The 26,288-nt window shown below is 40.3% G+C and carries 20 protein-coding genes and 1 pseudogene; 19 read left to right on the top strand and 2 right to left on the bottom strand.

Annotated elements, in window-relative coordinates:
• Positions 1-276 precede the first annotated feature (276 nt).
• From NG743_RS17460 to bioU, 7 genes are all read left to right on the top strand, one after another.
• A complete protein-coding gene (locus NG743_RS17460; protein ID WP_257120557.1) occupies positions 277-1,050 on the top strand; it encodes an MBL fold metallo-hydrolase in 774 nt (257 codons plus the stop codon).
• 240 nt (positions 1,051-1,290) lie between these two features.
• Entirely contained in the window at positions 1,291-1,593 is a 303-nt protein-coding gene (locus NG743_RS17455) for a hypothetical protein (protein ID WP_027402519.1), read from the top strand.
• Between the two features lie 334 nt (positions 1,594-1,927).
• Positions 1,928-3,316 (top strand): ammonium transporter, encoded by a 1,389-nt coding sequence (locus NG743_RS17450; RefSeq protein ID WP_027402520.1) that lies wholly within the window; start codon positions 1,928-1,930, stop codon positions 3,314-3,316.
• 182 nt (positions 3,317-3,498) lie between these two features.
• Entirely contained in the window at positions 3,499-4,311 is an 813-nt protein-coding gene (locus NG743_RS17445) for an SGNH/GDSL hydrolase family protein (RefSeq protein ID WP_228043887.1), read from the top strand.
• Between the two features lie 74 nt (positions 4,312-4,385).
• Complete coding sequence (locus tag NG743_RS17440) at positions 4,386-5,594, top strand: 4-hydroxy-3-methylbut-2-enyl diphosphate reductase (protein WP_027402522.1); 1,209 nt, start codon at positions 4,386-4,388, stop codon at positions 5,592-5,594.
• 216 nt (positions 5,595-5,810) lie between these two features.
• Positions 5,811-6,197: a type IV pilus biogenesis protein EbsA gene (gene ebsA, locus NG743_RS17435; protein WP_027402523.1), complete on the top strand. Its 387-nt coding sequence runs from the start codon at positions 5,811-5,813 to the stop codon at positions 6,195-6,197.
• Between the two features lie 95 nt (positions 6,198-6,292).
• Complete coding sequence (bioU, locus tag NG743_RS17430) at positions 6,293-7,300, top strand: (S)-8-amino-7-oxononanoate synthase BioU (protein WP_027402524.1); 1,008 nt, start codon at positions 6,293-6,295, stop codon at positions 7,298-7,300.
• A gap of 251 nt (positions 7,301-7,551) precedes the next feature.
• On the opposite strand, the gene NG743_RS17425 is transcribed toward bioU, so the two are convergent.
• Positions 7,552-8,511: an IS110 family RNA-guided transposase gene (locus tag NG743_RS17425; protein WP_193965010.1), complete on the bottom strand. Its 960-nt coding sequence runs from the start codon at positions 8,509-8,511 to the stop codon at positions 7,552-7,554.
• A gap of 595 nt (positions 8,512-9,106) precedes the next feature.
• Here NG743_RS17425 and NG743_RS17420 point away from each other — a divergent pair.
• From NG743_RS17420 to NG743_RS17410, 3 genes are all read left to right on the top strand, one after another.
• Positions 9,107-10,066 (top strand): IS110 family RNA-guided transposase, encoded by a 960-nt coding sequence (locus tag NG743_RS17420; protein WP_193965010.1) that lies wholly within the window; start codon positions 9,107-9,109, stop codon positions 10,064-10,066.
• 414 nt (positions 10,067-10,480) lie between these two features.
• The gene (purM, locus tag NG743_RS17415) at positions 10,481-11,506 is read left to right on the top strand and encodes a phosphoribosylformylglycinamidine cyclo-ligase (protein WP_027402525.1); all 1,026 of its coding nucleotides are present in this window, start codon (positions 10,481-10,483) and stop codon (positions 11,504-11,506) included.
• A 370-nt stretch (positions 11,507-11,876) separates the two neighbouring features.
• Positions 11,877-12,563, top strand: coding sequence for a PHP domain-containing protein (locus NG743_RS17410; RefSeq protein ID WP_027402526.1), 687 nt, complete (start codon positions 11,877-11,879; stop codon positions 12,561-12,563).
• Between the two features lie 120 nt (positions 12,564-12,683).
• On the opposite strand, the gene NG743_RS17405 is transcribed toward NG743_RS17410, so the two are convergent.
• A complete protein-coding gene (locus NG743_RS17405) occupies positions 12,684-12,872 on the bottom strand; it encodes a hypothetical protein (protein ID WP_306459798.1) in 189 nt (62 codons plus the stop codon).
• A gap of 53 nt (positions 12,873-12,925) precedes the next feature.
• Here NG743_RS17405 and NG743_RS17400 point away from each other — a divergent pair, with 53 nt between their 5' ends.
• From NG743_RS17400 to NG743_RS17360, 9 genes and pseudogenes are all read left to right on the top strand, one after another.
• Complete coding sequence (locus tag NG743_RS17400; protein ID WP_257120556.1) at positions 12,926-13,750, top strand: RNA-guided endonuclease InsQ/TnpB family protein; 825 nt, start codon at positions 12,926-12,928, stop codon at positions 13,748-13,750.
• Positions 13,751-14,285: 535 nt separating this feature from the next.
• Positions 14,286-15,832 (top strand): annotated as a pseudogene (locus NG743_RS17395) (group II intron reverse transcriptase/maturase).
• Positions 15,833-15,944: 112 nt separating this feature from the next.
• The gene (locus NG743_RS17390; protein WP_233455509.1) at positions 15,945-16,229 is read left to right on the top strand and encodes an RNA-guided endonuclease InsQ/TnpB family protein; all 285 of its coding nucleotides are present in this window, start codon (positions 15,945-15,947) and stop codon (positions 16,227-16,229) included.
• Positions 16,230-16,454: 225 nt separating this feature from the next.
• On the top strand, positions 16,455-17,729 hold the full coding sequence (locus NG743_RS17385) for a dihydroorotase (RefSeq protein ID WP_027402527.1): 1,275 nt from the start codon (positions 16,455-16,457) through the stop codon (positions 17,727-17,729).
• 145 nt (positions 17,730-17,874) lie between these two features.
• The gene (locus NG743_RS17380) at positions 17,875-19,311 is read left to right on the top strand and encodes an FAD-binding domain-containing protein (protein WP_027402528.1); all 1,437 of its coding nucleotides are present in this window, start codon (positions 17,875-17,877) and stop codon (positions 19,309-19,311) included.
• Between the two features lie 337 nt (positions 19,312-19,648).
• A complete protein-coding gene (gene glmS, locus NG743_RS17375) occupies positions 19,649-21,544 on the top strand; it encodes a glutamine--fructose-6-phosphate transaminase (isomerizing) (RefSeq protein WP_027402529.1) in 1,896 nt (631 codons plus the stop codon).
• A gap of 181 nt (positions 21,545-21,725) precedes the next feature.
• On the top strand, positions 21,726-22,253 hold the full coding sequence (locus NG743_RS17370) for a COP23 domain-containing protein (RefSeq protein WP_257120555.1): 528 nt from the start codon (positions 21,726-21,728) through the stop codon (positions 22,251-22,253).
• A 36-nt stretch (positions 22,254-22,289) separates the two neighbouring features.
• On the top strand, positions 22,290-23,171 hold the full coding sequence (locus tag NG743_RS17365; RefSeq protein ID WP_257120554.1) for a S1 family peptidase: 882 nt from the start codon (positions 22,290-22,292) through the stop codon (positions 23,169-23,171).
• Between the two features lie 1,400 nt (positions 23,172-24,571).
• The gene (locus NG743_RS17360; RefSeq protein WP_257120553.1) at positions 24,572-26,263 is read left to right on the top strand and encodes a trypsin-like peptidase domain-containing protein; all 1,692 of its coding nucleotides are present in this window, start codon (positions 24,572-24,574) and stop codon (positions 26,261-26,263) included.
• Positions 26,264-26,288: the final 25 nt, after the last annotated feature.

Genomic DNA, 26,288 nt, shown 5'->3' with positions numbered 1-26,288 from the left:
CTGCTCTGTCATTTGCAATTAAACAGTTTTAAGGTCACTGAAACAGTGTTGCAAGTCTAAAAAGCTCTTATAACTGGTCGTTCGCGCAGCGTGCCGGAGGCATCTAGCTAACATTACCCCAGAAATGGGAGTTGGTTTCCAGATTCCAATCAAAAATCTGGTTTCAATTTTAATATCCACAGCGGTTAAAACCGCACGTGTCGCGGCTGGTGAGCTGCGTCGAACCATCCCTCTCAGCCCTAAAGAGACTGAGTTTCCCACTTACCGCGATATCTTATGAAACGACGACAATTGATAGGCTATGCTGGAGCAGGTTTAATAACGGCTATAGTTACTAATTTAGGTGATCAAGTTCCAGTAAATGCCCAATCTAGTGGTGTATCAATTCAGTGGTTAGGTCATACCTGCTTTTTATTGACCAATGGTAAGGTCAAAATTTTGATTAATCCCTTTAGCAATTTGGGTTGTACAGCTAAATATCGTCTCCCAAATGTTGCATCAGATTTGGTATTAATTAGTAGTCAATTATTGGATGAAGGGGCAATAGATAAAATACCAGGAAATCCCAAATTAGTTTATAAACCCGGTGTCTATGAGTTTCGGGGCGTTAAATTTCAGGGAATTACCACAGACCATGATCGTAAGGGTGGAAAACAATTTGGGCAAAATATAGCCTGGAAATTAAACCAAGGTGGCATTAATCTGCTACATTTGGGGGGTTCTGCTGCACCGATTACCCTAGAACAAAAAATTCTCATGGGTCGTCCTGATGTATTATTTATTCCCGTTGGCGGCAGTGATAAAGCGTATAATCATCAAGAAGCAAAACAGGCAATTGATGTCTTAAATCCTAAGTTAGTTATTCCTACCCATTATCGGACTCAAGCTGCTGAAAGTGGCAAGTGCGACATTACTCCAGTAGATGATTTTCTAACTTTGATGCAGAGTGTGAATATTAATGTCCGCCGCAGTAACAATGATTCTGTATTAGTTGATTCTCAGAGTTTGCCAGAAAAAACGGAAGTTCAACTTTTGAGTTACAAGTTTTGATTCCTTAAGGCGTTGCTGAATCGAGGTATGAAATTTCCAAATTGAACCTTTAAAAATCTTACCTTTGCGTCTACTCTTCGAGATCACGAAGCGTGATTGCGCCTTTGCGTGAGACTAAAATTCATACCCTTAATCAGCAACGCCCTTAATTTATTGTAAATTGGGTTGGCACAAGGAAACCCAACAAATTTCCAACTAAAATTAAGTGAAAAGATGACTTGGTATGGAGCAGATGCAATGATGAGAGTTTGGCTTATATGTTTTTTTATTCTGTTTGCTTTAGCGGAATTTTTTAAGTGGTTACGAGGTTTTTCTGTTCCTGTTCCGTTACCAATATATATTTTAGGTGGGGTATTTTTAGCAGTTGCCTCTAATTATGATAAAATATTTGGCTATTATGTCAGTAATGCTAGTGTAATTACACCTGTGGAAATATCCCAAGAAGTACCTAAGTTAGCATCACCAGTAAACTCAACTCCAATTTCTGAATTAATACCTAGTGCTGTACCTAAATCCGATGTTCAAGAATCTGCCAACAATTGAGTTGCTATATAGGGGGAGTCAGGAGGTAGGGGCGCAGGGCCTGCGCCCAGTCAGGAGTATGGCTAACGCCACGCTGCGCTATCAGGAGTCAGAAAGAAGAAGAAAGAAGAATAAAATTGTTACCGGACTGTAGTCTGCGTCAGTACAATATGTGGATATTGCATCAGAAAATAAATAACTTTGTAAATATAACCCGCATAAAACATAAGATTTTTGTTAAACTTACTGGAAAATCAGAAGTTGAGTAGCTTTTAAGACAGAAAAAAAAAGTAGCAAATACTACGAATTGTATTGAATGAAGACAAATATCGTAGACACAGAGGAATGAAAATAAGTGTTCAGAAAATTGACCATCATTGGGTGTTTAACTCTATTTCTACTGGTAGGGTTGTTAACAGGAAATGCTTGGGCAGAAACCTCAGCAACCGTGCCTAGTCCGGATACAGGTGACACAGCATTTATGCTGATTTCCTCAGCTTTAGTATTGCTAATGACACCGGGATTAGCATTCTTTTATGGTGGGTTTGTGCGATCGCACAATATTCTCAACACATTGATGATGAGTTTTGTGTTGATGGCGATTGTGGGAGTCACCTGGGTTCTTTGGGGTTATAGTCTTTCCTTTGCCCCTGGTTTACCCTTCATTGGTGGTTTACAGTGGCTAGGGTTAAATGGTGTTGGTGTAGAAACCACAGGTTATCTGCAAGGTTCAGCCCCTGCGGAGGTAGTTTCCTATGCGGGGACAATTCCCCACCAAGCATTCATGATCTATCAAGCCATGTTTGCAATTATCACCCCAGCCTTAATTTCGGGAGCGATCGCCGAACGCATGAGTTTCCGTGCCTATTGCCTATTTGTAGTCCTGTGGTCAACCTTTATCTACACACCCCTAGCACACATGGTTTGGGCAAAGGGAGGATTCTTAGGTTTATACGGCGGCATCGGCGCTCTCGACTTTGCTGGTGGTACAGTAGTGCATATTAGTTCCGGTATTTCGGCACTGGTAGCCGCAATTGTCCTCGGTCCGAGAAAAAACTATCCAGATCGTCTTAGCCCTCCCCATAACGTCCCCTTTATATTGTTAGGTGCGGGCTTACTTTGGTTTGGTTGGTTTGGTTTTAATGCTGGTAGTGCCTTATCCGCCGGCACGGTAGCCACAGTCGCCTTTGTTGCTACTAATACATCCGCTGCCGCCGGGGCGTTGATGTGGTTGATTCTAGAAGCTACATTACGGGGAAAACCCACCGCAGTTGGCGCAGCCACAGGTGCAGTCGCCGGTTTAGTGGGAATCACCCCAGGGGCAGGATTTGTCACCCCTGTAGCCGCAATTTTAATTGGTTTCATTACCTCCGTCGTCTGCTTCTATGCTGTCAGTTTCAAGCACAAATTGCGGGTTGATGATGCCCTAGATACCTATCCTGTACATGGTGTTGGAGGTACTATCGGGGCGATTCTAACAGCTATCTTTGCCACAACTGAAGTAAATAGCGGAGGTAAAGATGGGGTACTGCGCGGTAACTTCGGTGAATTGTTTGTGGAACTAGCAGCGATCGCCATAGCCTATATTATTGCTGGTGTAGGAACTTGGATCATTCTGAAAATTATTGCTGCTACAGTTGGTTTACGAGTCCCAGATCAAACCGAAGATCAAGGCTTGGATATCAACGAACATGGGGAAGAAGGTTATAACTCCGAATTTGCAGATCGGATTTCTAACAAGTAAAAGGCAGGGAAGTAGGGGAGAATATTTTTCTTCCCACTGACAACTGACAACTGACAACGAACAACTGACAACGAACAACTGACAACCAAACTCAATACTCGTAATGTTTTTTCGTCGTGTCTAATCGTGTAAAAACTTTTCCCATCTGGGGACTATTCGCACTGTTAACTAATATTATCCTAATGTTAGCGGTCGTCTTATTGATTTGGCGACAGCAAAAGCTAACCCCTGTGTTAGCAACCACAGCTATTCTAGATCCCCCAGAACCAGTTAACCTGAACTGGAAAAATCAATATGTAGCACCAGAATTAGGACCCCGTCATCAACTCAGTTATCCCCAATGGTTGGATATTCTCAAGCAAGAAGCTAAAATAACTGCTAGGAAAAATCCCCAGCGATTAACCATACTAGCGGGAGATTCTCTGAGTTTATGGTTTCCACCGGAGTTATTACCTGAGGATAGAAGCTGGCTAAATCAGGGCATATCCGGGGAAGTTAGCAATGGATTATTGCAAAGATTAGATTTTTTTGATCGCACCAAACCGGAAAATATTTTCATTATGGTGGGCATTAATGATCTAATTCGCGGGTTAGATGATCAGGAAATATTAGCTAATTATCAGCAAATTATCAGTTATTTGCGAAGAAAACACCCCCAAACAGAAATTGTCGTTCAGTCAATTTTGCCCCATGGTGGGGAGGGGATAACTTGGGAAGGAAAAGAAAAACTCCTAGCAATTCCCAATCCTCGGATTCGTAATTTGAATCAGGAACTGAATAATCTCGCTACTGAAAAAGGGGTGAAATATCTGAATTTACATCCCTTATTCACCGATAAACAAGGTAATCTTCGGTCAGATTTTACCACCGATGGTTTGCATCTGAGTCCCCCAGGTTATCTAGTTTGGCGGACTGCCTTACAGATGTATACTAACCAACAAATAACATCCCAAGCAACTAAACCTAAAAATATCAACTCAAAAACTAGGATATAAATCCAAATTTTCCATCTAAATCACCTCGAAACACGAGAAAATCAAAGATAGTAATTATTAGTGGTCAATCTAAAATGGATACAAAAGCTTTTAAACGTAGCCTCCAACATTCAACCAATTACAACCGTAAAGGCTTTGGTCATCAAGAGGAAGTCGCTACCAAGTTACAATCTGAGTTTCAGAGTAACTTAATTCAGGAAATCCGCGATCGCAACTACACCATCAAACGTGGTAATGTCACCATCCAACTAGCACAAGCATTTGGTTTTTGTTGGGGTGTAGAAAGGGCTGTAGCTATGGCTTATGAAACCCGGCAACATTTTCCCACAGAACAGATTTGGATTACCAACGAAATTATTCACAATCCATCTGTGAATAAACGAATGGAAGAAATGCAAGTAGAATTTATTCCCGTTATTGACAAACTGAAAGACTTTTCTGTTGTTAATAGTGGTGACGTAGTAATTTTACCAGCCTTTGGTGCAAGTGTTCAAGAAATGCAAATATTGCATGATAAAGGTTGCCAAATTGTTGATACTACCTGCCCTTGGGTATCCAGAGTATGGAACACCGTAGAAAAGCACAAAAAAGGTGATTATACTTCAATTATTCACGGAAAATACAAGCATGAAGAAACAGTTGCTACCAGTTCCTTTGCTGGGAAATATTTGATTGTTTTAAACATAAAAGAAGCAGAATATGTCATTAATTATATTCTCAACGGTGGCGATCGTGAAGAATTTTTAGCCAAATTTTCCAAAGCCTGTTCAGCAGGATTTGACCCTGATCAAGACTTACAACGAGTAGGAATTGCTAACCAAACAACCATGCTCAAAGGTGAAACCGAACAAATCGGTAAAATGCTGGAGCATACAATGATGCAGAAATATGGACCAACAGAATTGAATCAGCATTTTCAAAATTTCAATACCATCTGTGATGCCACTCAAGAACGTCAAGATGCTATGTTAGAATTAGTCGAAGAAAATGTAGATTTAATCATAGTTATTGGTGGGTTTAACTCATCCAATACTACTCAACTACAACAAATTGCCTTTGATCGAGGTATTCCCTCCTATCACATTGATTGTGGAGAACGGATTCAATCAATTCATAACATTGAACATCGGCAGTTAACAGGAGAATTAGTAATTTCAGAAAATTGGCTACCAGCAGGAGAAATTAAAGTTGGTGTAACTTCTGGTGCTTCAACACCAGATAAGGTAGTTGAAGATATAATTGAGAAAATTTTTACCCTCAAAGCAATAGCATCTGTAGTTTAAAATATACTCAACACGGTTGGGATATGGACTTTTAAGAAATTACGAAAAACCTAGATTTGTAGGGGTAAAGCAAAAGCTGATATGTGTCAACTTAAGCTCAAATACCTACCACATCTCGTTCCTAGTCTCTGACTAGGAATGCAGTTGATGAGGCTCTGCCTCTAATATCAAGGCTAAAATAGCCCCATATCATGCTAACTTAAGGAATCTATAACAATGACTGGTAATACGTTTTTTGATAAACTCCAACCTGCAAGTCAGCAACAGTCTATCGTGTATCTACCCTATATTCAGGGTAATAAGCGGAATTTGTTACCCTATGCCATCACTCTTTATAAAAAACGTGAGTTAGAAGGACACCGCAAAATAGAAGGTAGTGAAAATGTTCCCTTCGTTGCCACTTGGAATGATCCTACCTTACCCTCCGACTTAACCGTTTGCCGGTTACAGTTTGATTCTACGTCTGAATTAACTTATGAAGTCATGATGCCAAGTTTTGAATTTATTAGTTTTTTAATTGAACTAATGGAAAACTATAAGCGGAATAAAATCACGGATTTTTCTAAATCCTTTTACCGCAAATTATTACGTTTAGATGATTGAAGCAAAATAGAACAGCCTTCATGAACCTCTAGATTTTTCCAACATAACTAGCTATTATACGGAAATTTAGGTTTATACGCCTTACACAAATCACTATGAACACACCACTAACAAACCAACCTATCCGCGTTGGAGTCCTGGGTTTTGGCGGACTTGGACAGGCAGCCGCAAAACTCCTTTCCAGCAAACGAGAAATGATTCTTGTTGCCGTCGCAGACCAAAATGGCTACGCCTACTCCACTGAGGGTTTAAACACCCAAGCTTGTATTACAACTTACCAAAATCAAGGTACAATCGGTCATTTAGAAGCATTTGGTACATTAAGCAACAACAGTATTCAGGATTTAATTCAAGTCACTGGTGACACTGTAGATGGTTATTTCCTGGCTTTACCTAACCTCCCCAACGACTTTATCCCCTCTGTTGCCAAAGAATTTATTCAAGCCGGTTGGCAGGGTGTTCTGGTAGATGCCATTAAACGCACCAGTGCAGTCGAACAACTCCTATCCATGAAAGATGAACTGCAAGCCGCTGGAATTACCTACATGACTGGCTGTGGTGCTACTCCTGGGCTATTAACCGCTGCTGCCGCCTTAGCTGCCCAAAGTTATGCGGAAATTCACAATGTGGTGATTACCTTTGGTGTGGGAATTGCTAACTGGGAAGCCTACCGCGCCACTGTTAGGGAAGATATTGGTCATATGCCCGGTTATAGTGTAGAAGCCGCTAGAGCCATGACTGACGCAGAGGTAGAAGCGCTACTTGATCAGACCGATGGGGTGTTAACCTTGGAAAATATGGAACACGCCGATGATGTGATGTTAGAGGTGGCGGGAATTTGTTCACGGGACAGAGTCACGGTTGGCGGTGTAGTTGATACCCGCAACCCCAAAAAGCCCCTAAGTACAAATGTGAAAATCACTGGACGCACTTTTGAGGGAAAAATATCTACTCATACCTTCACCTTAGGGGATGAAACTAGCATGGCAGCCAATGTGTGTGGTCCTGCCTTCGGTTATCTTAAAGCTGCTCAAGAATTGCGTCAACGGGGCATTTCTGGCTTATTTACGGCTGCGGAAATTATGCCTAAGTTTGTCAAGTAGGTGGTTGGTAATTGGTAATTGGTTATTATTTCCATAATCTTTAACTCAATTTGAAGAAAGTTCTGAAGATTGACAACAGCCTTGATTTGTAGCGACTGTCTTGATTGTCAAGCGATCGTTAAGGAAAAATTTAAAGTCTAGGAAAAAAGTCAGAAAATAGAGGAGAAAAACAGAACAGAACAAAACAGGTAAATTATAGATTGCCATAAATTACCAAACTAGATTGGAGGTATAAAAACGACAGTAGAACTTTATGCAGAAATTGGTTGTGAGTCTTGAGAAATAGACCAAGGAAGATGATCTCGAATCATCGCATTTAAAATAACTAACATTTTATGAACGCAAGCAGTAATGGCCAATTTTTTGGGTTTACCACGTTCAACCAAGCGCTCATAAAAAGTTTTGATAACAGGATTATGACGCATGGCAACAACAGCACCCATATAAAGAATGGCACGAACATGGGCGCGACCACCATTAATCATGCGCTTACCTTTGTGCTGACCACTATCATGATTAATTGGTGCAACACCAACTAAGCGAGAGATTTGTTTGGCAGTTAATTGACCTAATTCTGGTAAGTCAGAAACTAAAGTGGTAGAAATTACTTGACCAACGCCAGGAGTAGTTTTGAGTAGATTGACTTTATCAATCCATTGTTGATTATTTTGGGTCAACGTCTCAATTTCTTGATTGAGTTGTTGAAGATGTTGCTCAAGATAATCAATATGGGATTCAATATCTGTCAAAGCTTTACCACGAGCGCGGTCACGGCGATTCTTTTCCGCTGTAGACATTTCTACTAATTGTCTTCGGCGACTAATTAATTCGCCTAATTGACGTGACATTTCACTTTCGATTGCTAACACCTCCGGTTTCATTGCTTCACCGAAATGCGCCAAAATCTGTGCATCAATGGCATCGGTTTTGGCTAACTTACCTGTAGCTTTAGCAAAGTCTCTTCCCTGACGAGGATTGATTAATGCTACTGGTAAAAGAGCCGCTTGCAATTGAATGATTAATTCTGTTTCTAGTCCTCCTGTTGCTTCCAGTACGATTAGGTTTAAATCGTTAGATTGAAGTTGCTTAACTAGATTAGCTATTTCTGTTTCAGTATTAGCAAATTGAAATGCTTTACCCATTGGACGGATATAAACATCAAGTGTTGCTTTACTTACGTCAATGCCTACCCATTGGGAGATATAATCCATTTTTAACTCTCCAATTTCAATTACTTCTTTTTAATTTGTTTTGTTTTTATTCATCCCCTTGATTTCACTCATCCTTGCACGATACGGGCTATATTATCTATGTCTTTGTTCATAGTTTTTACCCCAGGCGACTGTTCGAGTTCTGTCATGGAGATTGTTGTGGTGATCCTTGCTACAAAGCGGTCTTTTCTGACCCAGGTTGGGACGGTCTACCACTTCTTCTAACATACCTCTAAGATACAAGGTTGGGTTGTTCGCGTCAGCGTTGCGGAGCAATGGTACGTATCCCTGACGGGAGGCATTAGCCATAACCCAACGCATTTGTTGGGTTGCGCTGTCGCTTAACCCAACCTTGTATCTTAGAGGTATGTTAGAAGAAGTGGTAGACCGTCCCAACCTGGGTCAGAAAAGACCGCTTTGTAGCAAGGATCACCACAACAATCTCCATGACAGAACTCGAACAGTCGCCTGGGGTAAAAACTATGAACAAAGACATAGATAATATAGCCCGTATCGTGCAAGGATGAGTGAAATCAAGGGGATGAATAAAAACAAAACAAATTAAAAAGAAGTAATTGAAATTGGAGAGTTAAAAATGGATTATATCTCCCAATGGGTAGGCATTGACGTAAGTAAAGCAACACTTGATGTTTATATCCGTCCAATGGGTAAAGCATTTCAATTTGCTAATACTGAAACAGAAATAGCTAATCTAGTTAAGCAACTTCAATCTAACGATTTAAACCTAATCGTACTGGAAGCAACAGGAGGACTAGAAACAGAATTAATCATTCAATTGCAAGCGGCTCTTTTACCAGTAGCATTAATCAATCCTCGTCAGGGAAGAGACTTTGCTAAAGCTACAGGTAAGTTAGCCAAAACCGATGCCATTGATGCACAGATTTTGGCGCATTTCGGTGAAGCAATGAAACCGGAGGTGTTAGCAATCGAAAGTGAAATGTCACGTCAATTAGGCGAATTAATTAGTCGCCGAAGACAATTAGTAGAAATGTCTACAGCGGAAAAGAATCGCCGTGACCGCGCTCGTGGTAAAGCTTTGACAGATATTGAATCCCATATTGATTATCTTGAGCAACATCTTCAACAACTCAATCAAGAAATTGAGACGTTGACCCAAAATAATCAACAATGGATTGATAAAGTCAATCTACTCAAAACTACTCCTGGCGTTGGTCAAGTAATTTCTACCACTTTAGTTTCTGACTTACCAGAATTAGGTCAATTAACTGCCAAACAAATCTCTCGCTTAGTTGGTGTTGCACCAATTAATCATGATAGTGGTCAGCACAAAGGTAAGCGCATGATTAATGGTGGTCGCGCCCATGTTCGTGCCATTCTTTATATGGGTGCTGTTGTTGCCATGCGTCATAATCCTGTTATCAAAACTTTTTATGAGCGCTTGGTTGAACGTGGTAAACCCAAAAAATTGGCCATTACTGCTTGCGTTCATAAAATGTTAGTTATTTTAAATGCGATGATTCGAGATCATCTTCCTTGGTCTATTTCTCAAGACTCACAACCAATTTCTGCATAAAGTTCTACTGTCGTTTTTATACCTCCAATCTAGTTTGGTAATTTATGGCAATCTATAATTTACCTGTTTTGTTCTGTTCTGTTTTTCTCCTCTATTTTCTGACTTTTTTCCTAGACTTTAAATTTTTCCTTAACGATCGCTTGACAATCAAGACAGTCGCTACAAAAAGTGGCAAAGGTAAGTAGTAAGACAGAATTAATTACACAATGTCATTGCGTTAGCGCAGCGTGGCGTTAGCCATATGGAACGAAGTGAAATGAAGCAATCACAACCCTGGCGATTGCTTCCCTTCCCTCGCAATGACTGTAAATATTTTTGTCCAATTACTTATTGCCTGATCAGAAGAGGTTTTAGCAGCTAAATTATGTGATAATAATAACCTAAAGTTATGAATTGATAACGGTGTAGTTAGGCATGGATTATCGGGATGCAGGCGTTGATGTGGAAGCAGGTAGAGCTTTTGTAGATCAAATTCGCAATTTGGTTCACAGCACCTTTAGAAAAGAGGTTTTGGGGGGACTGGGTGGCTTTAGTGGTTGCTTTCAACTGCCTACAGGTTACAAAGAACCAGTTTTGGTTTCGGGAACAGATGGTGTGGGGACAAAGCTGAAAATAGCTCAAATTCTCAACCGTCATGATACTGTGGGCATAGATTTGGTGGGGATGTGCGTTAATGATGTGTTGACATCGGGTGCAGAACCGCTGTTTTTTCTAGATTATGTGGCTACAGGTAAGTTAGATAAGGAACAATTAACTCAGGTGGTAGCGGGGATAGCTACTGGTTGTAAATTGGCGGGTTCGGCTTTGCTGGGGGGAGAAACGGCGGAAATGCCCGGTTTTTACCAGGTTGGTGAATACGACTTGGCTGGTTTTTGCGTGGGAATTGTGGAAAAAAGCCGAATGCTGGATGGTTCTCAGGTGCAGGTGGGTGACGTGGCTATCGGTTTAGCTAGTTCAGGTGTCCATAGTAATGGTTTGAGTTTGGTGAGGAAAATTGTCAGTGATGGTGGTTTTGCTTGGACTGATACCCCAGATTTATTCAATGGTGCATCTATTGGGGAAACTTTGCTTACACCTACACGCATTTATGTAAAATCTGTTTTAGCTGCGTTGCAATCAGGTTTAGAAGTTCATGGCATGGCTCACATTACTGGCGGCGGTTTACCAGAAAATTTACCAAGATGTTTAAGCAAGGGTCAATCAATTAAGATGATTCCTGATGGTTGGACTGTTCCCCCTGTATTCCATTGGTTAGCTGCGGCTGGTTCTGTAGGTGCTGAGGCTATGTATAATACATTCAATATGGGTATTGGCTTTGTGTTATTAGTTCCACCTCAGCAAGCAGAACAGGTAATTACTCATTTTCAATCTCAGGATATCTCTGCTAATGTAATTGGTGAAGTGATCAATGGAGCAGGTGAATTGATCAGTTTGTGGTGACAATGGCGGTAAACATATAGAAACTAAGTAGGTTGGTGTTGAAAATTGTCGTTATGGCAAGGCAAAAGGCACTCATGCAAGAGGCAAGAGTGAAGAGGGTTTGGGCGATTTTACATTTCTTTACACAGTTTGGTTTTATTGTGTTCACCTACTTATACGCAAAATTTATATTCTCTTGATGGAAGTAATCAAAAATACTCATCGCCATCAGCGTTAATATTTGCTAACGTAGTCTTAACATATTGCAAAAATCAATTGGTGCCGTTGAGGAAGTATCTGTGTTTACTGGTTAGTGGTATTGGTTATATCTCGTTTACAAGTGTGGCGTGTTGGTGTTTTGAGAAGAATGTAATTTTTGTGTAGAGGGGTTATGGTTATAAATTTTGCCCGGACTACTGTTTCTAAGGAACTACTAAAGCAAGTATTTCAACGCATTGATGCACAAAGTTGTCCCCAGTTATTTAATTTTCATATGCACACGGTTCACTCCGATGGCAAACTAAAACCGGGTGATTTGATGGGTCAAGCGATCGCAATTGGTTTAAAAGGGTTAGCTATCACTGATCATCATAGTATTAGTGGCTACCAAGCAGCCCTGGTTTGGTTAGAAGATTGGAAATGGCGTAATCCTGATGCTCATGCTCCATATCTGTGGAGTGGTGTAGAAATTAACGCCAATCTGTTGGATAATGAAGTTCACATTTTGGCTTATGCTTTTGAGTTAGAACATCCCAGTATACAGCCATATTTACAAAAAATTCCTAGTACAGGTAAGGCTTATCAAGCAGTTAACATTATTAAAGCTGTTCATGAAGCGGGAGGACTGGCGGTACTTGCTCACCCAGCCCGATATAGGCGATCGCATTTTGACCTCATTCCTGCGGCTGCGGGTGATGGTATTGATGGTGTTGAGACTTTCTACGCTTACAATAACCCCAAACCTTGGAAACCTAGTGTGGTGGAAACTGAGGAAGTTCAACAGTTAGCGGAAAAATTTAATTTATTTAGCACCTGTGGTACTGATTCGCACGGCTTGAATTTGCTGCATAGGTTGTAAATCTGTATTTACCTCTTTTTAACTCCTGGTTTAGGGAGTGGGGGGGTGGGGGGGTAGGGGGAGTGGGGGGGAGTAGGGGTAGAAACAGCTAGATAATTTCTACCCATAACTATCCTTATCTTACTGTTTGTCTAAGTCTTCAATAAGTTGATCAACAAAATCCCTTAACCGTTGCGGCCAGTCAGGGACGGTTTTAATTTTCTCCCTTTGCCCTTTCCGACCTTTAAAACAAATTGGTTGAGCGTCTAACTCAGCTTTGAGGATTTTTTTAGCACCAAGTTTATTATTTTTCTCAAATCTCATTAACATTAACCTTAATCGTTGGTATACTTACTACAATATAACATTGAAAGGTCGAATCAATGCTTTTATCATTCAAAACTGCACTAATTCCAAATAACCGACAGATTACAGCTTTTCGCAAGGCTTCTGGAGTAGCTAGACACGCCTATAACTGGGCAAATGCTCAAGTTATAGATATTTTAGCTACTCGCAAAGAAGGCGAAAAACTTAAATTACCATCAGCGATTGACTTGCATAAAAAGTTAGTCGCCGAGGTTAAATCTGAACACGCTTGGTATTACGAAGTTAACAAAAATGTCCCACAAAAGGCGTTAACTGACTTACGCCAAGCATGGGATAGGTGTTTTTCCAAAACATCGAAACAACCCCGATTCAAGAAAAAAGGACAGCACGATTCTTTTTATTTAGAGTCAGGGACTAAGGCGAAACCGTTAATTAAAAACGATGGTAAAAGAATTAAATTACCGTCAATCGGTTGGGTACGATTAGCCATACCTTTACCAATTACCGCAACTCATAACTGTGTAATTTCCCGACAAGCTGATAGATGGTTTATTTCTGTCAAGTACGAGATTGAAAAACCTCCTATACTTGCAGATAGACCGACCATCGGCGTTGACATTGGAATCAAAGAGTTAGCCGTTTGCAGTAATGGTGAAGTATTCGAGAATCCTAAAGCCTACCGCCGCATGAGTAAACGCATGAAACGCTTACAGCGTAGCGTTAGCCGAAAGGTGAAGGGGTCTAATAATCGCCAGAAAGCTGTAAGAAAATTGGCTAAATTACACGCCAAAGTTTCTAATATTCGCCAGGATTCCATACACAAATTAACCTACTATCTAGCTAAAAACCACAGCGTGATAAAGAGTGCGATTCGTTGTTAGTTGAATCACGGTAATCAGTCCGTACATAAACTAACCAACCTAACCCAATTAAGGAGAAAGGTTGAACTCTCGGTCTGATATGGGTGAAAGTCCCATCTACCAGACTCAGGTATGACTCCCTATCTGCCTACGATGACCCGACTCGATTTCGGGAGGTCGAAGCTAGGAACAGGACGCAATCAGACATCCGTTGTGGGGTGACACTTGGCGTTAATGGGGAGTTCCCACGGTGAAACAGAGCCTAGAAAAGCAACCTACACGCAAGCAGGACACAACTCAAAAACCTGACTTCACTGGAGCGAAATCCCGCCGCATCTTTTTTAAATAGCGGTCAGAGTCCAGGGAATCCAGTGGTTGAAATGGCTACACCTAACGGAACTATTAATCAACCGAGGGAACGAATAAAAACGGATTGAAGGTCTAGGGGCGGTCGAACCCCATAAGTAGGCTGGACGAGCAGCGGAATCCCTTCAATTCGGGTAGGACAGACCGTAATTGGTCTGAGGTGTTCAGAATACACAAATTGGAGCAGAGCATGATTGGACACAGAGAAAACTCTAGTGAATCTTGGAAGACGTTGCCCTGGAAGAAATTCCGCCGTAACCTATTCCGCCTACAAAGACGCGTGTATAAAGCGGTTCAAGTTGGAGATAAGCGGAAAGCGCAGTCACTACAGAAGCTGATTCTGAAATCAACCGCAGCAAGATTACTGGCTATTCGTCAAGTATCACAGCTAAACGCTGGGAAAAAGACCGCAGGAATTGATGGCAAAAAGTCCCTTACCTTTAAGGAACGCTTCGAGCTTAATGAACTGCTAAAAGCATCTGTTAGCAACTGGAAACACCAGGAACTAAGAGAAATACCAATCCCCAAAAAGGACGGTACTATGAGGATGCTGAAAATCCCCACTATTGCAGACAGAGCTTACCAATGCCTTGTCAAATACGCATTAGAACCAGCTTGCGCGTTGCAACTTTCCACGCCAGGAGCTATGGGTTTAGGACGGGTCGTTCAGCGCATGACGCACAGAAATACCTGTACAACAACCTATGCTCTACACGAAAAGGAATAGATAAACGAGTTATAGAACTCGATATCGAAAAATGCTTCGACAGGATAAACCACACCGCCATCATGGATAGACTCATCGCTCCTTATAGCATAAGACAGGGAATATTCCGCTGTCTCAAAGCCGGAGTTAACCCTCAATTCCCAGAACAGGGAACACCTCAAGGCGGGGTAGTAAGTCCACTATTAGCTAACATCGCCTTAAACGGCATCGAAAGTATCCACAGATATAAAGATGCCGGAAACAACGTAATAGAACCATCAGTCCGATATGCGGATGACATGGTGATAATACTTAGACCTCAAGACGATGCTACCGTTATACTTGACAAAATCAGTCAGTTCTTAGCAGAGCGGGGAATGAAAGTCAGTGAGAAAAAGACCAAGCTAACCGCCGCGACAGGTGGGTTTGATTTCCTCGGCTGGCACTTTAAAGTCCAGAAAAACGGGAAGTTTAAATGCGTTCCATCAGTGGATAACTTCAAAGCTTTTCGCAAGAAAGTAAAACACATCGTCAACAACTCGAATTATGGTGCTATCACTAAGGCTGAGAAATTAGCCCCTGTAGTTAGAGGTTGGAGGAACTACCACCGCTTTTGTAAGATGAAAGGGTCACGCAACTCGTTATTCCACATTCAACACAGAGCTTACAGGGTATTCAACAAGGAAACCAAACAGAATCGCTACACTAGCAAGGAATTACTAGATAAAGCGTTTCCATCAGTTCCTTACTCCGAAAACAAATACATCAACGTTAAAGGTGAGAAATCACCCTATGACGGAGATTTGAGTTATTGGAGCGAGCGTAACAGCAAGCTCTATGACAACCATACCTCTAAAGCCCTCAAACGGCAAAGCCATAAATGTGGTCATTGTGGTTTAAAAATGCTCAGTGATGAGAAGGTACATTTACATCATATAGATGGAAACCATAAGAATGGTAAACCTAAAAACCTTCTAGCAATTCATGAAAGCTGCCACGATTATATTCATATCAGCAAAAGCGAAAGCTAAGAACATCGGAAGCTGGGTGCAGTGAAAGTTGCACGCCCAGATTTAACAGAGAGGGGCAGGGAATAATATCCCTCCTCGACTCTACCTAGAGGATTTGCACGTTAAGGCATTTTTGAAGAACCACAAATTAGCGGGTGCTATCGCCGATTGTGGGATGTATGAGTTCAAACGACAGTTAGAGTATAAAACCGAGAAGTTCGGGAGTGAATTAATCCTTGTGGATAGGTTCTTCCCCAGTTCTCAAATATGCTCTAACTGTGGGAATCATCGTCATAAAATGCCATTAAAAAACCGCGTTTATGTTTGTCCTGATTGTGGCTATAAAGCCGATAGGGACTTAAATGCAGCGCGGAACATTGACCGATGGTTTGCGGATATTTTTATCCCTGTAGCGTAGCGGTTCCTTTTAGGAACTACGGTCAGAAACGGTAAGTTCTACCGAGATTGTCTGTCGAGTGGAAAAACCTCTTAGAAGTCATTCTAAGACCACGATGAAGCAGAAAGTAAACACCAAAATTATCGCTGTCCAGATGTGTCTAGATTTTGGTAATTTTGGGTAAGTTTTATAGAACGGAGTGAGAAAGAATTTTTCCAATGACCAATGACTAATGACTAATGACCAATGACTAAAGAACTATTAAAACAAGTAAGAGTAATTGATCCTGTTCAGAAAACTGATACCGTAGGAGATGTATTAATTATTGATGGTTATATCCAAGCTGTCGCTCCGCAAATTACAGATTTTAGTGCCGATACTTCTATTCGTGATTGTCAAGGTTTAATTCTTGGCACTGGATTAGTTGATTTATATAGTCATTCAGGCGAACCTGGATTTGAAGAACGGGAAACTTTAAGTTCTTTCTTACAAGCTGCTAAAGCGGGTGGTTTTACTAGAGTGGGTGTTTTGCCAGATACATCACCACCCATTGATAAACCTGCTTTAGTGGCACAGTTGCAGCAACATAGAGATAGAGCAAAAGCTTCTCCCCATTTGCATATCTGGGGAGCAATTACCTTAGATCTAGCAGGTAAACAATTAACAGAGGTAGCAGATTTAGCCGCAGCAGGGGTTGTGGGTTTTACTGATGCTAAACCTTGGGACAATTTGGGGATAGTCAGACGGGTTTTGGAGTATCTTCAACCCTTTGGTAAACCTGTGGCTTTTTGGCCTTGCGATCGCCATTTGGCAGCTAATGGTAAAATCAGAGACGGTGCGGAAGCCTTGCGAATAGGCTTATCTCCCATTCCAGTTAGTGCGGAAACAACGGCAATTGCCGCATTATTAGAATTAGTCGCGGATATTGGTACACCAGTTCATATTATGCGTGTTTCTACTGCTCGTAGTGTAGAATTAATTGCTAAAGCTAAAGCTCAAGGTCTGCCCATTACCGCTAGTACCACCTGGATGCACGTTTTATTAGATACAACAGCTATTAGAAGCTATCACACATCTTTACATTTAGATCCGCCCTTGGGAAACCACAAAGATATGTTATGCTTACGGGATGCTGTGCGAACTGGGATTATAGATGCGATCGCTATTGATCACGCACCTTATACTTATGAAGAAAAAGTTCAAGCCTTTGGGGAATCACCACCGGGGGCAATTGGTTTAGAATTAGCATTACCCCTACTTTGGCAAAATCTCGTCACCACTGGAGAATTTACAGCTTCAGAATTATGGCGCGTTTTGAGTCATCAACCAGCAGCTTGTTTGCAACAAGAAGTTAAAGCCATTCAAGCCGGGGAAATAGCCGAATTAACTTTATTTAATCCGTTACAAACTTGGCATATAAACAAGGCAAATCTCCAGACACTTGCCTATAATACTCCTTGGTTTGGTCAGGAAGTTACAGGTCGGGTTGTGCAAGTTTGGTGTCATAATAATTTAAAATGAAGCTACGTGAAGTAAGATTTTAAGAATAATTGACCGCAGATAAACGCGGATAAACGCCGATGAATACGGATGATAATTATTCTGAGCAGTTTCATATAAAATTGGTATAATCTATTTTAGTACATCAGAACTATATTAATACTCAATGTCTGATTTAATTCTGTTTTGGCATCGTCGAGATTTACGCATTTCTGATCATACAGGACTAGCTGCGGCTAGAGAAAAAAGTGCGAAGATTGTAGGTGTATTTTGTCTAGATCCCCAAATTCTCCAAGGTGATGATATTGCCCCCGTTAGGGTAGAATATATGATTGGCTGTTTGCAATCTCTCCAAGAAAGATATCAGCAAGCAGGTAGTCAATTATTAATTTTGCAAAATGATCCTGTGATTGCAATTCCCAAATTAGCAACAGCATTAAAAGCAAAAGCCGTATTTTGGAATTGGGATGTTGAACCCTATTCCCAAACACGAGATTTAGCAGTAGTTGAAGCTTTGAAAACTCAAGGAATTGAATTTCTTAACGACAATTGGGATCAGTTATTGCATTCACCAACAGAAATTTTTAGCGGTGCAAAAACTCCCTATACTGTTTATACTCCTTTCTGGAAAAATTGGATTACTAAATCTAAAGCTAAACCAGTTAAAACTTTAGCAAATCTGGAAAATTTAACAGCGGAAGAACAAGAAATTTCTCAACTCACAGGAAATATTAATTTACCTTCTGCCGCAGATTTAGGTTTTATTTGGGATGCACAATTAATAATTTCTCCCGGAGAATTAGCAGCGCAAGAAAAATTAGATAATTTTGCCAAATCTGCTATTAATGAATACCAAGAACAGCGGAATTTCCCCGCAATTGATGGTACATCTCAATTAAGTGCCGCTTTGAAGTTTGGTGTCATTGGTATTAGAACTATTTGGCAAACTACGATAGAAGCACTAGAAAATAGTAACAGTGAAGAAGTAAATGCCAGTATCCAAACATGGCAAAAGGAATTAGCATGGCGGGAATTTTATCAACACGCTATGTACCATTTTCCAGAATTAGCTAAGGGTGCATATAGAGACACTTTTAAAACTTTCCCTTGGCAAAATAACGAAAAGTATTTTCAAGCTTGGTGTGAAGGAAAAACAGGCTATCCTATAGTAGATGCCGCCATGCGTCAATTAAATGAAACTGGCTGGATGCACAACAGATGTAGAATGATTGTTGCCAGTTTTTTGACTAAAGATCTAATTATTAACCCCCAATGGGGAGAAAAATATTTTATGCAGAAACTCATTGATGGTGATTTATCTGCTAATAATGGAGGCTGGCAATGGAGCGCTTCTAGTGGTATGGACCCTCAGCCATTACGGATTTTTAACCCTGCCAGTCAAACCCAAAAATTTGATGCCGAAGCAGAATATATTCGTCAGTGGATACCTGAATTGCGTTATGTATCTCCAGAATACTTGGTAACTGGGAAAATTCCCCCGTTAGATTTTTATGGAACAAATTATCCCCAGCCAATTGTTGATCATAAACAACAGCAAGCTTTGTTTAAGCAATTATATCAACAACAAAAGACTATTGTCTAAAGCGGCGGCGGCGGGTAAGATAAGGTGAGCATAGCGGTCTCTTTTATGGTGATTGAGGATTGGTGATAACAAAACCCTTACGGGATAAGGGTTATAAACAATTATTTCCATATTTTCAATGAAATGCCTACACAATAGGGCTTTCAATGATTTTGAACCAGGTTTTCCATAAAAATAACCGAAGAACCATATCTATTTGTTTCCTGTTTCCTATTCCTAATAACCAATGACCAATAACCAATAACCAATAACCAATAACCAATTTGCTAAAGTGGCTTATTCATTCCACCAACTATACTTAAAATTTAATCATCCTGAAACCGGAGTGGTTTAAGCAATGTGTGGAATAGTCGGATATATAGGCACTCAGGCAGCGACAGATATTTTACTGGCTGGATTAGAGAAATTAGAATATAGAGGTTACGATTCGGCAGGAATTGCCACTATTTTGGAAGGTGACGTGCATTGTGTGCGGGCTAAGGGTAAATTACTCAATTTGCGTTCTAAACTGGAACAAATCGAAAATCCCGCCCAAATAGGGATTGGTCACACACGCTGGGCAACTCATGGTAAACCGGAAGAGTACAATGCCCATCCTCATTTAGATACGGCGTTGCGGATAGCTGTGGTGCAAAATGGGATTATTGAGAATTATCGAGAGTTGCGGGAACACCTGAAGGCACTAGGACATGAATTTCGCTCAGAAACAGATACAGAGGTAATTCCTCATTTGATTGCTGAGTGTTTAAAGCATACTCCTGAAAATCCTAATTCCCCTTCGATGTTTTTAGACGCGGTGCGAAAAGCTGTAAGTAAATTAGAGGGGGCTTATGCTGTTGCGGCTATTTCTGCTGATTACCCTGATGAGTTGATTGTAGTTCGTCAACAAGCGCCTTTAGTGATTGGGTTTGGACAGGGTGAGTTTTTCTGTGCTTCCGATACGCCGGCGATTGTTCCTTACACCCGCGCTGTGTTGTCCCTAGAGAACGGCGAAATTGCTCGGTTGACTCCTTTAGGAGTGGAAGTCTATAACTTTGCGGGAAATCGCTTGAAAAAGCATCCTCGGACTCTGAACTGGAATCCCATTATGGTGGAAAAACAGGGATTCAAACATTTTATGCTCAAGGAAATCTATGAGCAACCGGGGGTGGTGCGGGATTGTTTAGAGGCTTATTTCTCAAGGTTCGAGAATGGACAAATTACTGCGGAATCACCGGTGAAATTGGATTTACCAGCGGAATTCTACACAGATTTAGAACAAATTCAAATTGTTGCCTGTGGTACAAGTTGGCACGCGGCGTTGGTGGGTAAATATTTATTAGAACAGTTGGCAGGAATTCCAACTCAGGTACAATATGCTTCAGAGTTTCGATATGCGCCTTCACCGTTAACTGCTAATACTCTGACTATTGGGGTGACACAATCTGGGGAAACTGCTGATACGTTGGCGGCTTTGGCGATGGAAAAAGAACGCCGACAGGGGAAAGAATCTAAGTATCAAGCGCGACTTTTGGGGATTACTAATCGCCCAGAAAGTAGTTTGGGTAATATGGTGGCGAATATTATCAATACTCATGGGGGAATTGAAATTGGTGTAGCGGCGACAAAAACTTTTATAGCGCAATTGATGGCGTTTTATGCTTTGGCGTTAGATTTGGCTTATCGTCGTCAGGAGATTAGTGATTCGAGATTTGAGGAAATTCTCACGGGTTTACGGCAGTTACCAGGGGAAATTGAAGCGATTTTGGAAACTCAAGAACGTTATATTGAACATTTGGTACATGATTTTTCAGAAACAAAAGATTTTATCTTTATTGGGAGAGGAATTAATTTTCCGATTGCGTTAGAAGGGGCTTTAAAATTAAAGGAAATTAGCTATATTCATGCCGAAGGCTATCCAGCGGGAGAAATGAAACATGGACCAATTGCGTTGTTAGATGCGAAAGTTCCGGTGGTGGCGATCGCTGTTCCTGGTAATGTATATGAAAAGGTAATTTCTAATGCCCAAGAAGCTAAAGCCAGAGATTCCCGTTTAATTGGTGTAACTTCTGTAAAAGATGGAGAAGCGGCGGAAATCTTTAATGATTTAATTCCGGTTTCGGAGGTTGAAGAAATTCTTTCACCAATTCTCACGGTGATTCCATTACAGTTGTTAGCTTATCACATTGCGGCGCGGCGTGGTTTGGATGTGGATCAGCCAAGGAATTTGGCGAAGTCGGTAACAGTTGAATAATTGATATTTTGTAGGGGTTTAGCAATGCTAAACCCTGATATTTTGACAATTGCAAAATTTTCCTTCCCCATAGCTTCTTAATTTTGACTTCCCATATAATACCAGCATATTTATTGACAAAATCATCAAATCGCGTATAATTAGTAATATTTATTTTAAACTATATTTTTTACCGTCAGTTATGAAACTTAAACCAATTTTGCAAATACTTTCAGGACTCACCATCACCCCCATGATCGCCTTAGCTGTACATCAACCCAGCTATGCAGGGGAAAAATATGACTGCGATACCAGCACTAAAGACCCTATCACCTATGTTCGCACAAATCGCGGACGTGAACCAATGCTACTTTGGCAAAGTAACTATTTTCGCACAATATCTAAACAAGAACGCTGTCGCATCGTTAGCGATAGATTACAGAGATACGATGATAATAAAATGATACCGTATCTCACATCTAGAAAAAACATAAATGGATATCCCGTGCTGTGTATAGTTGATAGAGTGCGTGGTAACTGCCTCAAGGAAGATGTAGTTGTTACTCTTCAACCTGGTACTGATTCTGGAAGAGTTTTGAGACAGATAAAATATTTCCGTCGAGGTGCTGCTGGTGCAAGACCTGTACCCTTGAGTGGTAGTAAAACTATGTTCTATGAAGATGGTGATTTTTACATTAACCTGAATGAAATTTTAGAAGAAGAAAATTAAGACAGTGATAAACAAATAGTTGAGTCCAACTTTTCAATGATTCGCAAATGTCTACTGTCAGGAATCCATTCTGGACTCCTACTGTTCACCTGTCTGGGAGGAATAGCTGTTTCTCTCCCAGCAGAAGCACCAATGTTATTACCCTCATTATCTTTTAATCGGGTTTCAGTTGAACCAATAAAGCAAATAGCAAAATCAATCACTGTTAAAATTCTGTCAAAAGGGTTTTTGGGAACAGGAACACTCATCAATAAACAAGGGAAAATTTATACTGTAATTACTAATGATCATGTATTAAACGCTGCTGAACCTCCTTATCAAATTCAAACTCCTGATGGTAGAATTTATGAAGCTAAAGTTTCCCAATTGGTGAAATTTGGAGATGATGATTTAGGCTTATTACAGTTTAATTCTGATCAAGTTTATGAAATTGCATCTGTGGGAAATTCATCTGCATTAACAGTAGGAGATGAAGTTTTTGCGAGTGGCTTTACCAGCGAAAATAAAGAGATGATTTTTACTAATGGTAATTTATCCCTATTACTTGATAAACCTTTAGAGGGAGGCTATCAAATCGGATATATCAATGATATTTATAAAGGTATGAGTGGGGGTCCATTATTGAATATTCAAGGTGAGTTGGTTGGTATTAATGGCTTACACAAAAATCCTTTATGGGAAGCACCTGATTTATATATTGATGGTTCACAACCTTGTAAACCTTTACAGGATATGATAATTCGTTCTAGTTGGGCTATCCCGATAGAAACTGTAGGGCGACTTGCTCCTAAATTGGTACAATTAAAACTACCTCAGTTGTTTATTTCACCATTAGAATCGGAGAGGTATATTGATTATACAGCTTTGCAAATGCAGGTTGAAGCGGCGGCGGCTAAAAGTTGTAATATAAAATTGTGAGAATTAGGATTTACAGGATTGATGTTTTTTGTGATTTCTTGATTTCTGTTGAATTTTTAATTGTCTGATAGCGTAGCGTGGCGCAAGCCATATCAGGATTTTCAGGATTAGAGGATTTGCAGGATTGATGTTTTTTTTGATTTCTTGATTTCTGTTGAATTTTTAATTGTCTGATAGCGTAGCGTGGCGCAAGCCATATCAGGATTTTCAGGATTAGAGGATTTGCAGGATTGATGTTTTTTTTGATTTCTTGATTTCTGTTGAATTTTTAATTGTCTGATAGCGTAGCGTGGCGCAAGCCATATCAGGATTTTCAGGATTAGAGGATTTGCAGGATTGATGTTTTTTTTGATTTCTTGATTTCTGTTGAATTTTTAATTGTCTGATAGCGTAGCGTGGCGCAAGCCATATCAGGATTTTCAGGATTAGAGGATTTGCAGGATTGATGTTTTTTTTGATTTCTTGATTTCTGTTGAATTTTTAATTGTCTGATAGCGTAGCGTGGCGCAAGCCATATCAGGATTTTCAGGATTAGAGGATTTGCAGGATTGATGTTTTTTTTGATTTCTTGATTTCTGTTGAATTTTTAATTGTCTGATAGCGTAGCGTGGCGCAAGCCATATCAGGATTTTCAGGATTAGAGGATTTGCAGGATTGATGTTTTTTTGATTTCTTGATTTCTGTTGAATTTTTAATTGTCTGATAGCGTAGCGTGGCGCAAGCCATATCAGGATTTTCAGGATTAGAGGATTTACAGGATTGATGTTTTTTTTGATTTCTTGATTTCTGTTGAATTTTTAATTGTCTGATAGCGTAGCGTGGCGCAAGCCATATCAGGATTTTCAGGATTAGAGGATTTACAGGATTGATGTTTTTTTTGATTTCTTGATTTCTGTTGAATTTTTAATTGTCTGATAGCGTAGCGTGGCGCAAGCCATATCAGGATTTTCAGGATTAGAGGATTTACAGGATTGATGTTTTTTTTGATTTCTTGATTTCTGTTGAATTTTTAATTGTCTGATAGCGTAGCGTGGCGCAAGCCATATCAGGATTTCCAGGATTAGAGGATTTACAGGATGATATAAAAAATCATTAATTTCTTTCCTATCTCTTGTCTCAATCAGGATTTACTGCATTATTTTTGATTTTGATAAGCGGTATACACTTGAATGAGATACAGTCATAAGCCCCCTCCTCGCTTGCGGGGAGGGGGTTGGGGGTGGGGTTCTTGTATTTGACTCAACCAATAACCGTTATATCCGTTCTAATTTTCAATTTTATTCATTCTCAAATACTATACTATAAATCATGAATCTGTAGATAATTAAATCCTGTTCATCCTCAAATCCTGAAAATCCTGATTCAGACAGTTTAATAAATAAAATCCCAAATTGCAAACAATGAAATTTACCGATAGACTAACTGCGGCTGTAATGAGTTCTGTAATTATAGTAGTACAAGCACCATCAGCTAATGCTTTAGAAGAAAGTGCTATTAATAAGATTGCTAAACAAATTACCGTGCGGATTGATGGTAAAATCAAAGAATTTGAGGGAACATCCAATGGTTCTGGAGTAATTGTTGAAAAACAAGGTAATACATATACGGTGCTAACAAATTGGCACGTTGTCCAAATTCCTGGAGAATATACTATTACTACATTTAATGGTGATACTTATCAAATTAATTCTACTACAATTAAACAATTAGGAAATTTAGATTTAGCAATAGTGCAGTTTTCTAGTAATAAAAATTATGATAAAGCAAAATTAGGAAATTCTAGTCAACTGACAGAAACATCAAGAGTTTATGCTGCGGGGTGGGCTGCACCTGATGAAATATGTTTAGAATCATGCTATCGTTTTGTTGATGGGAAAATTACGAGTGTTCTGAGAACTTATAAAGATGGATATGGTTTAATTTATAGTAATAATATCGCCCCAGGAATGAGTGGCGGTTCTGTTCTCAATCAGGATGGGGTTTTAGTGGGAATTAATGGCCGTGCATCTACAAATTCTGAGAAGGGTACTACATCTTTTGCGGCTATTCCCATTAATGAATATAAGAAGTATCAGAATATTGCTACCACACCTCAACCAACTCCTACACCTACGCCACCGCGTCCTACACCTCAACCAAAACCTACAGCAATTTCCACACCTTCACCAAATATTAACAATAATACACCTACTGATTTTACTCTTGCCCAAACCCTGACAGGTCATTCTGGCTCGGTTTATTCTGTAGCCATAAGTCCAGACAGGAGAACTTTAGCTAGTGGTAGTGGGGACGATACCATCAAAATCTGGAATCTAGCCACAGGTGAACTAATCCGCACTTTATCTGGTCATTCTGACTGGGTTAGTTCTGTAGCCATAAATCCAGACGGGAGGACTTTAGCTAGTGGTAGTGGGGACAATACTATCAAAATTTGGAATCTAGCCACAGGTGAACAAATCCGCACCTTATCTGGTCATTCTGACCGGGTTCGTTCTGTAGCCATAAATCCAGACGGGAGGACTTTAGCCAGTGGTAGTTGGGACAAAACTAAAAATATCAAAATCTGGAATCTAGTCACAGGTAAACTAATCCGCACTTTATCTGGTCATTCTGAATCGGTTAATTCTGTAGCCATAAGTCCAGACGGGAGAACTTTAGCTAGTGGTAGTTGGGACGGAACTATCAAAATATGGAATCTAGCCACAGGTAAACTAATCCGCACTTTATCTGGTTATTACACGGTTTGGTCTGTAGCCATAAGTCCAGACGGGAGGACTTTAGCTAGTGCTAGTAAAGACAAAACTACAACTATCAAAATATGGAATCTAGTCACAGGTAAACTAATCCGCACTTTATCTGGTCATTCTGAATCGGTTAATTCTGTAGCCATAAGTCCAGACGGGAGGACTTTAGCCAGTGTTAGTGACGACACAACTATCAAAATCTGGAATCTAGCCACAGGTGAACTAATCCGCACTTTATCTGGTCATTCTCAAGTGGTTAAATCTGTAGTCTTTAGTCCAGACGGGAAGACTTTAGTTAGTGGTAGTGGGGACAATACTATCAAAATCTGGCGGGTATCTGGGCGTTAATTTGTCTGAATCAGGATTTACAGGA

Source organism: Dolichospermum heterosporum TAC447 (assembly GCF_024584745.1).
GTDB classification, from domain to species: domain Bacteria; phylum Cyanobacteriota; class Cyanobacteriia; order Cyanobacteriales; family Nostocaceae; genus Dolichospermum; species Dolichospermum heterosporum.
The sequence above is the reverse complement of the archived record's forward strand: the minus strand, read 5'-3'. Positions and strand labels throughout refer to the sequence as shown.

Bases quoted from the DNA above. Each gene is read 5' to 3' on its own strand.
- NG743_RS17460 (WP_257120557.1), top strand. From the start codon at position 277: ATGAAACGACGACAATTGATAGGCTATGCTGGAGCAGGTTTAATAACG.
- NG743_RS17455 (WP_027402519.1), top strand. From the start codon at position 1,291: ATGAGAGTTTGGCTTATATGTTTTTTTATTCTGTTTGCTTTAGCGGAA.
- NG743_RS17445 (WP_228043887.1), top strand. From the start codon at position 3,499: ATGTTAGCGGTCGTCTTATTGATTTGGCGACAGCAAAAGCTAACCCCT.
- NG743_RS17440 (WP_027402522.1), top strand. From the start codon at position 4,386: ATGGATACAAAAGCTTTTAAACGTAGCCTCCAACATTCAACCAATTAC.
- ebsA (WP_027402523.1), top strand. From the start codon at position 5,811: ATGACTGGTAATACGTTTTTTGATAAACTCCAACCTGCAAGTCAGCAA.
- bioU (WP_027402524.1), top strand. From the start codon at position 6,293: ATGAACACACCACTAACAAACCAACCTATCCGCGTTGGAGTCCTGGGT.
- NG743_RS17425 (WP_193965010.1), bottom strand. From the start codon at position 8,511: ATGGATTATATCTCCCAATGGGTAGGCATTGACGTAAGTAAAGCAACA.
- NG743_RS17420 (WP_193965010.1), top strand. From the start codon at position 9,107: ATGGATTATATCTCCCAATGGGTAGGCATTGACGTAAGTAAAGCAACA.
- purM (WP_027402525.1), top strand. From the start codon at position 10,481: ATGGATTATCGGGATGCAGGCGTTGATGTGGAAGCAGGTAGAGCTTTT.
- NG743_RS17410 (WP_027402526.1), top strand. From the start codon at position 11,877: ATGGTTATAAATTTTGCCCGGACTACTGTTTCTAAGGAACTACTAAAG.
- NG743_RS17405 (WP_306459798.1), bottom strand. From the start codon at position 12,872: ATGTTAATGAGATTTGAGAAAAATAATAAACTTGGTGCTAAAAAAATC.
- NG743_RS17400 (WP_257120556.1), top strand. From the start codon at position 12,926: ATGCTTTTATCATTCAAAACTGCACTAATTCCAAATAACCGACAGATT.
- NG743_RS17385 (WP_027402527.1), top strand. From the start codon at position 16,455: ATGACTAAAGAACTATTAAAACAAGTAAGAGTAATTGATCCTGTTCAG.
- NG743_RS17380 (WP_027402528.1), top strand. From the start codon at position 17,875: ATGTCTGATTTAATTCTGTTTTGGCATCGTCGAGATTTACGCATTTCT.
- glmS (WP_027402529.1), top strand. From the start codon at position 19,649: ATGTGTGGAATAGTCGGATATATAGGCACTCAGGCAGCGACAGATATT.
- NG743_RS17370 (WP_257120555.1), top strand. From the start codon at position 21,726: ATGAAACTTAAACCAATTTTGCAAATACTTTCAGGACTCACCATCACC.
- NG743_RS17365 (WP_257120554.1), top strand. From the start codon at position 22,290: ATGATTCGCAAATGTCTACTGTCAGGAATCCATTCTGGACTCCTACTG.
- NG743_RS17360 (WP_257120553.1), top strand. From the start codon at position 24,572: ATGAAATTTACCGATAGACTAACTGCGGCTGTAATGAGTTCTGTAATT.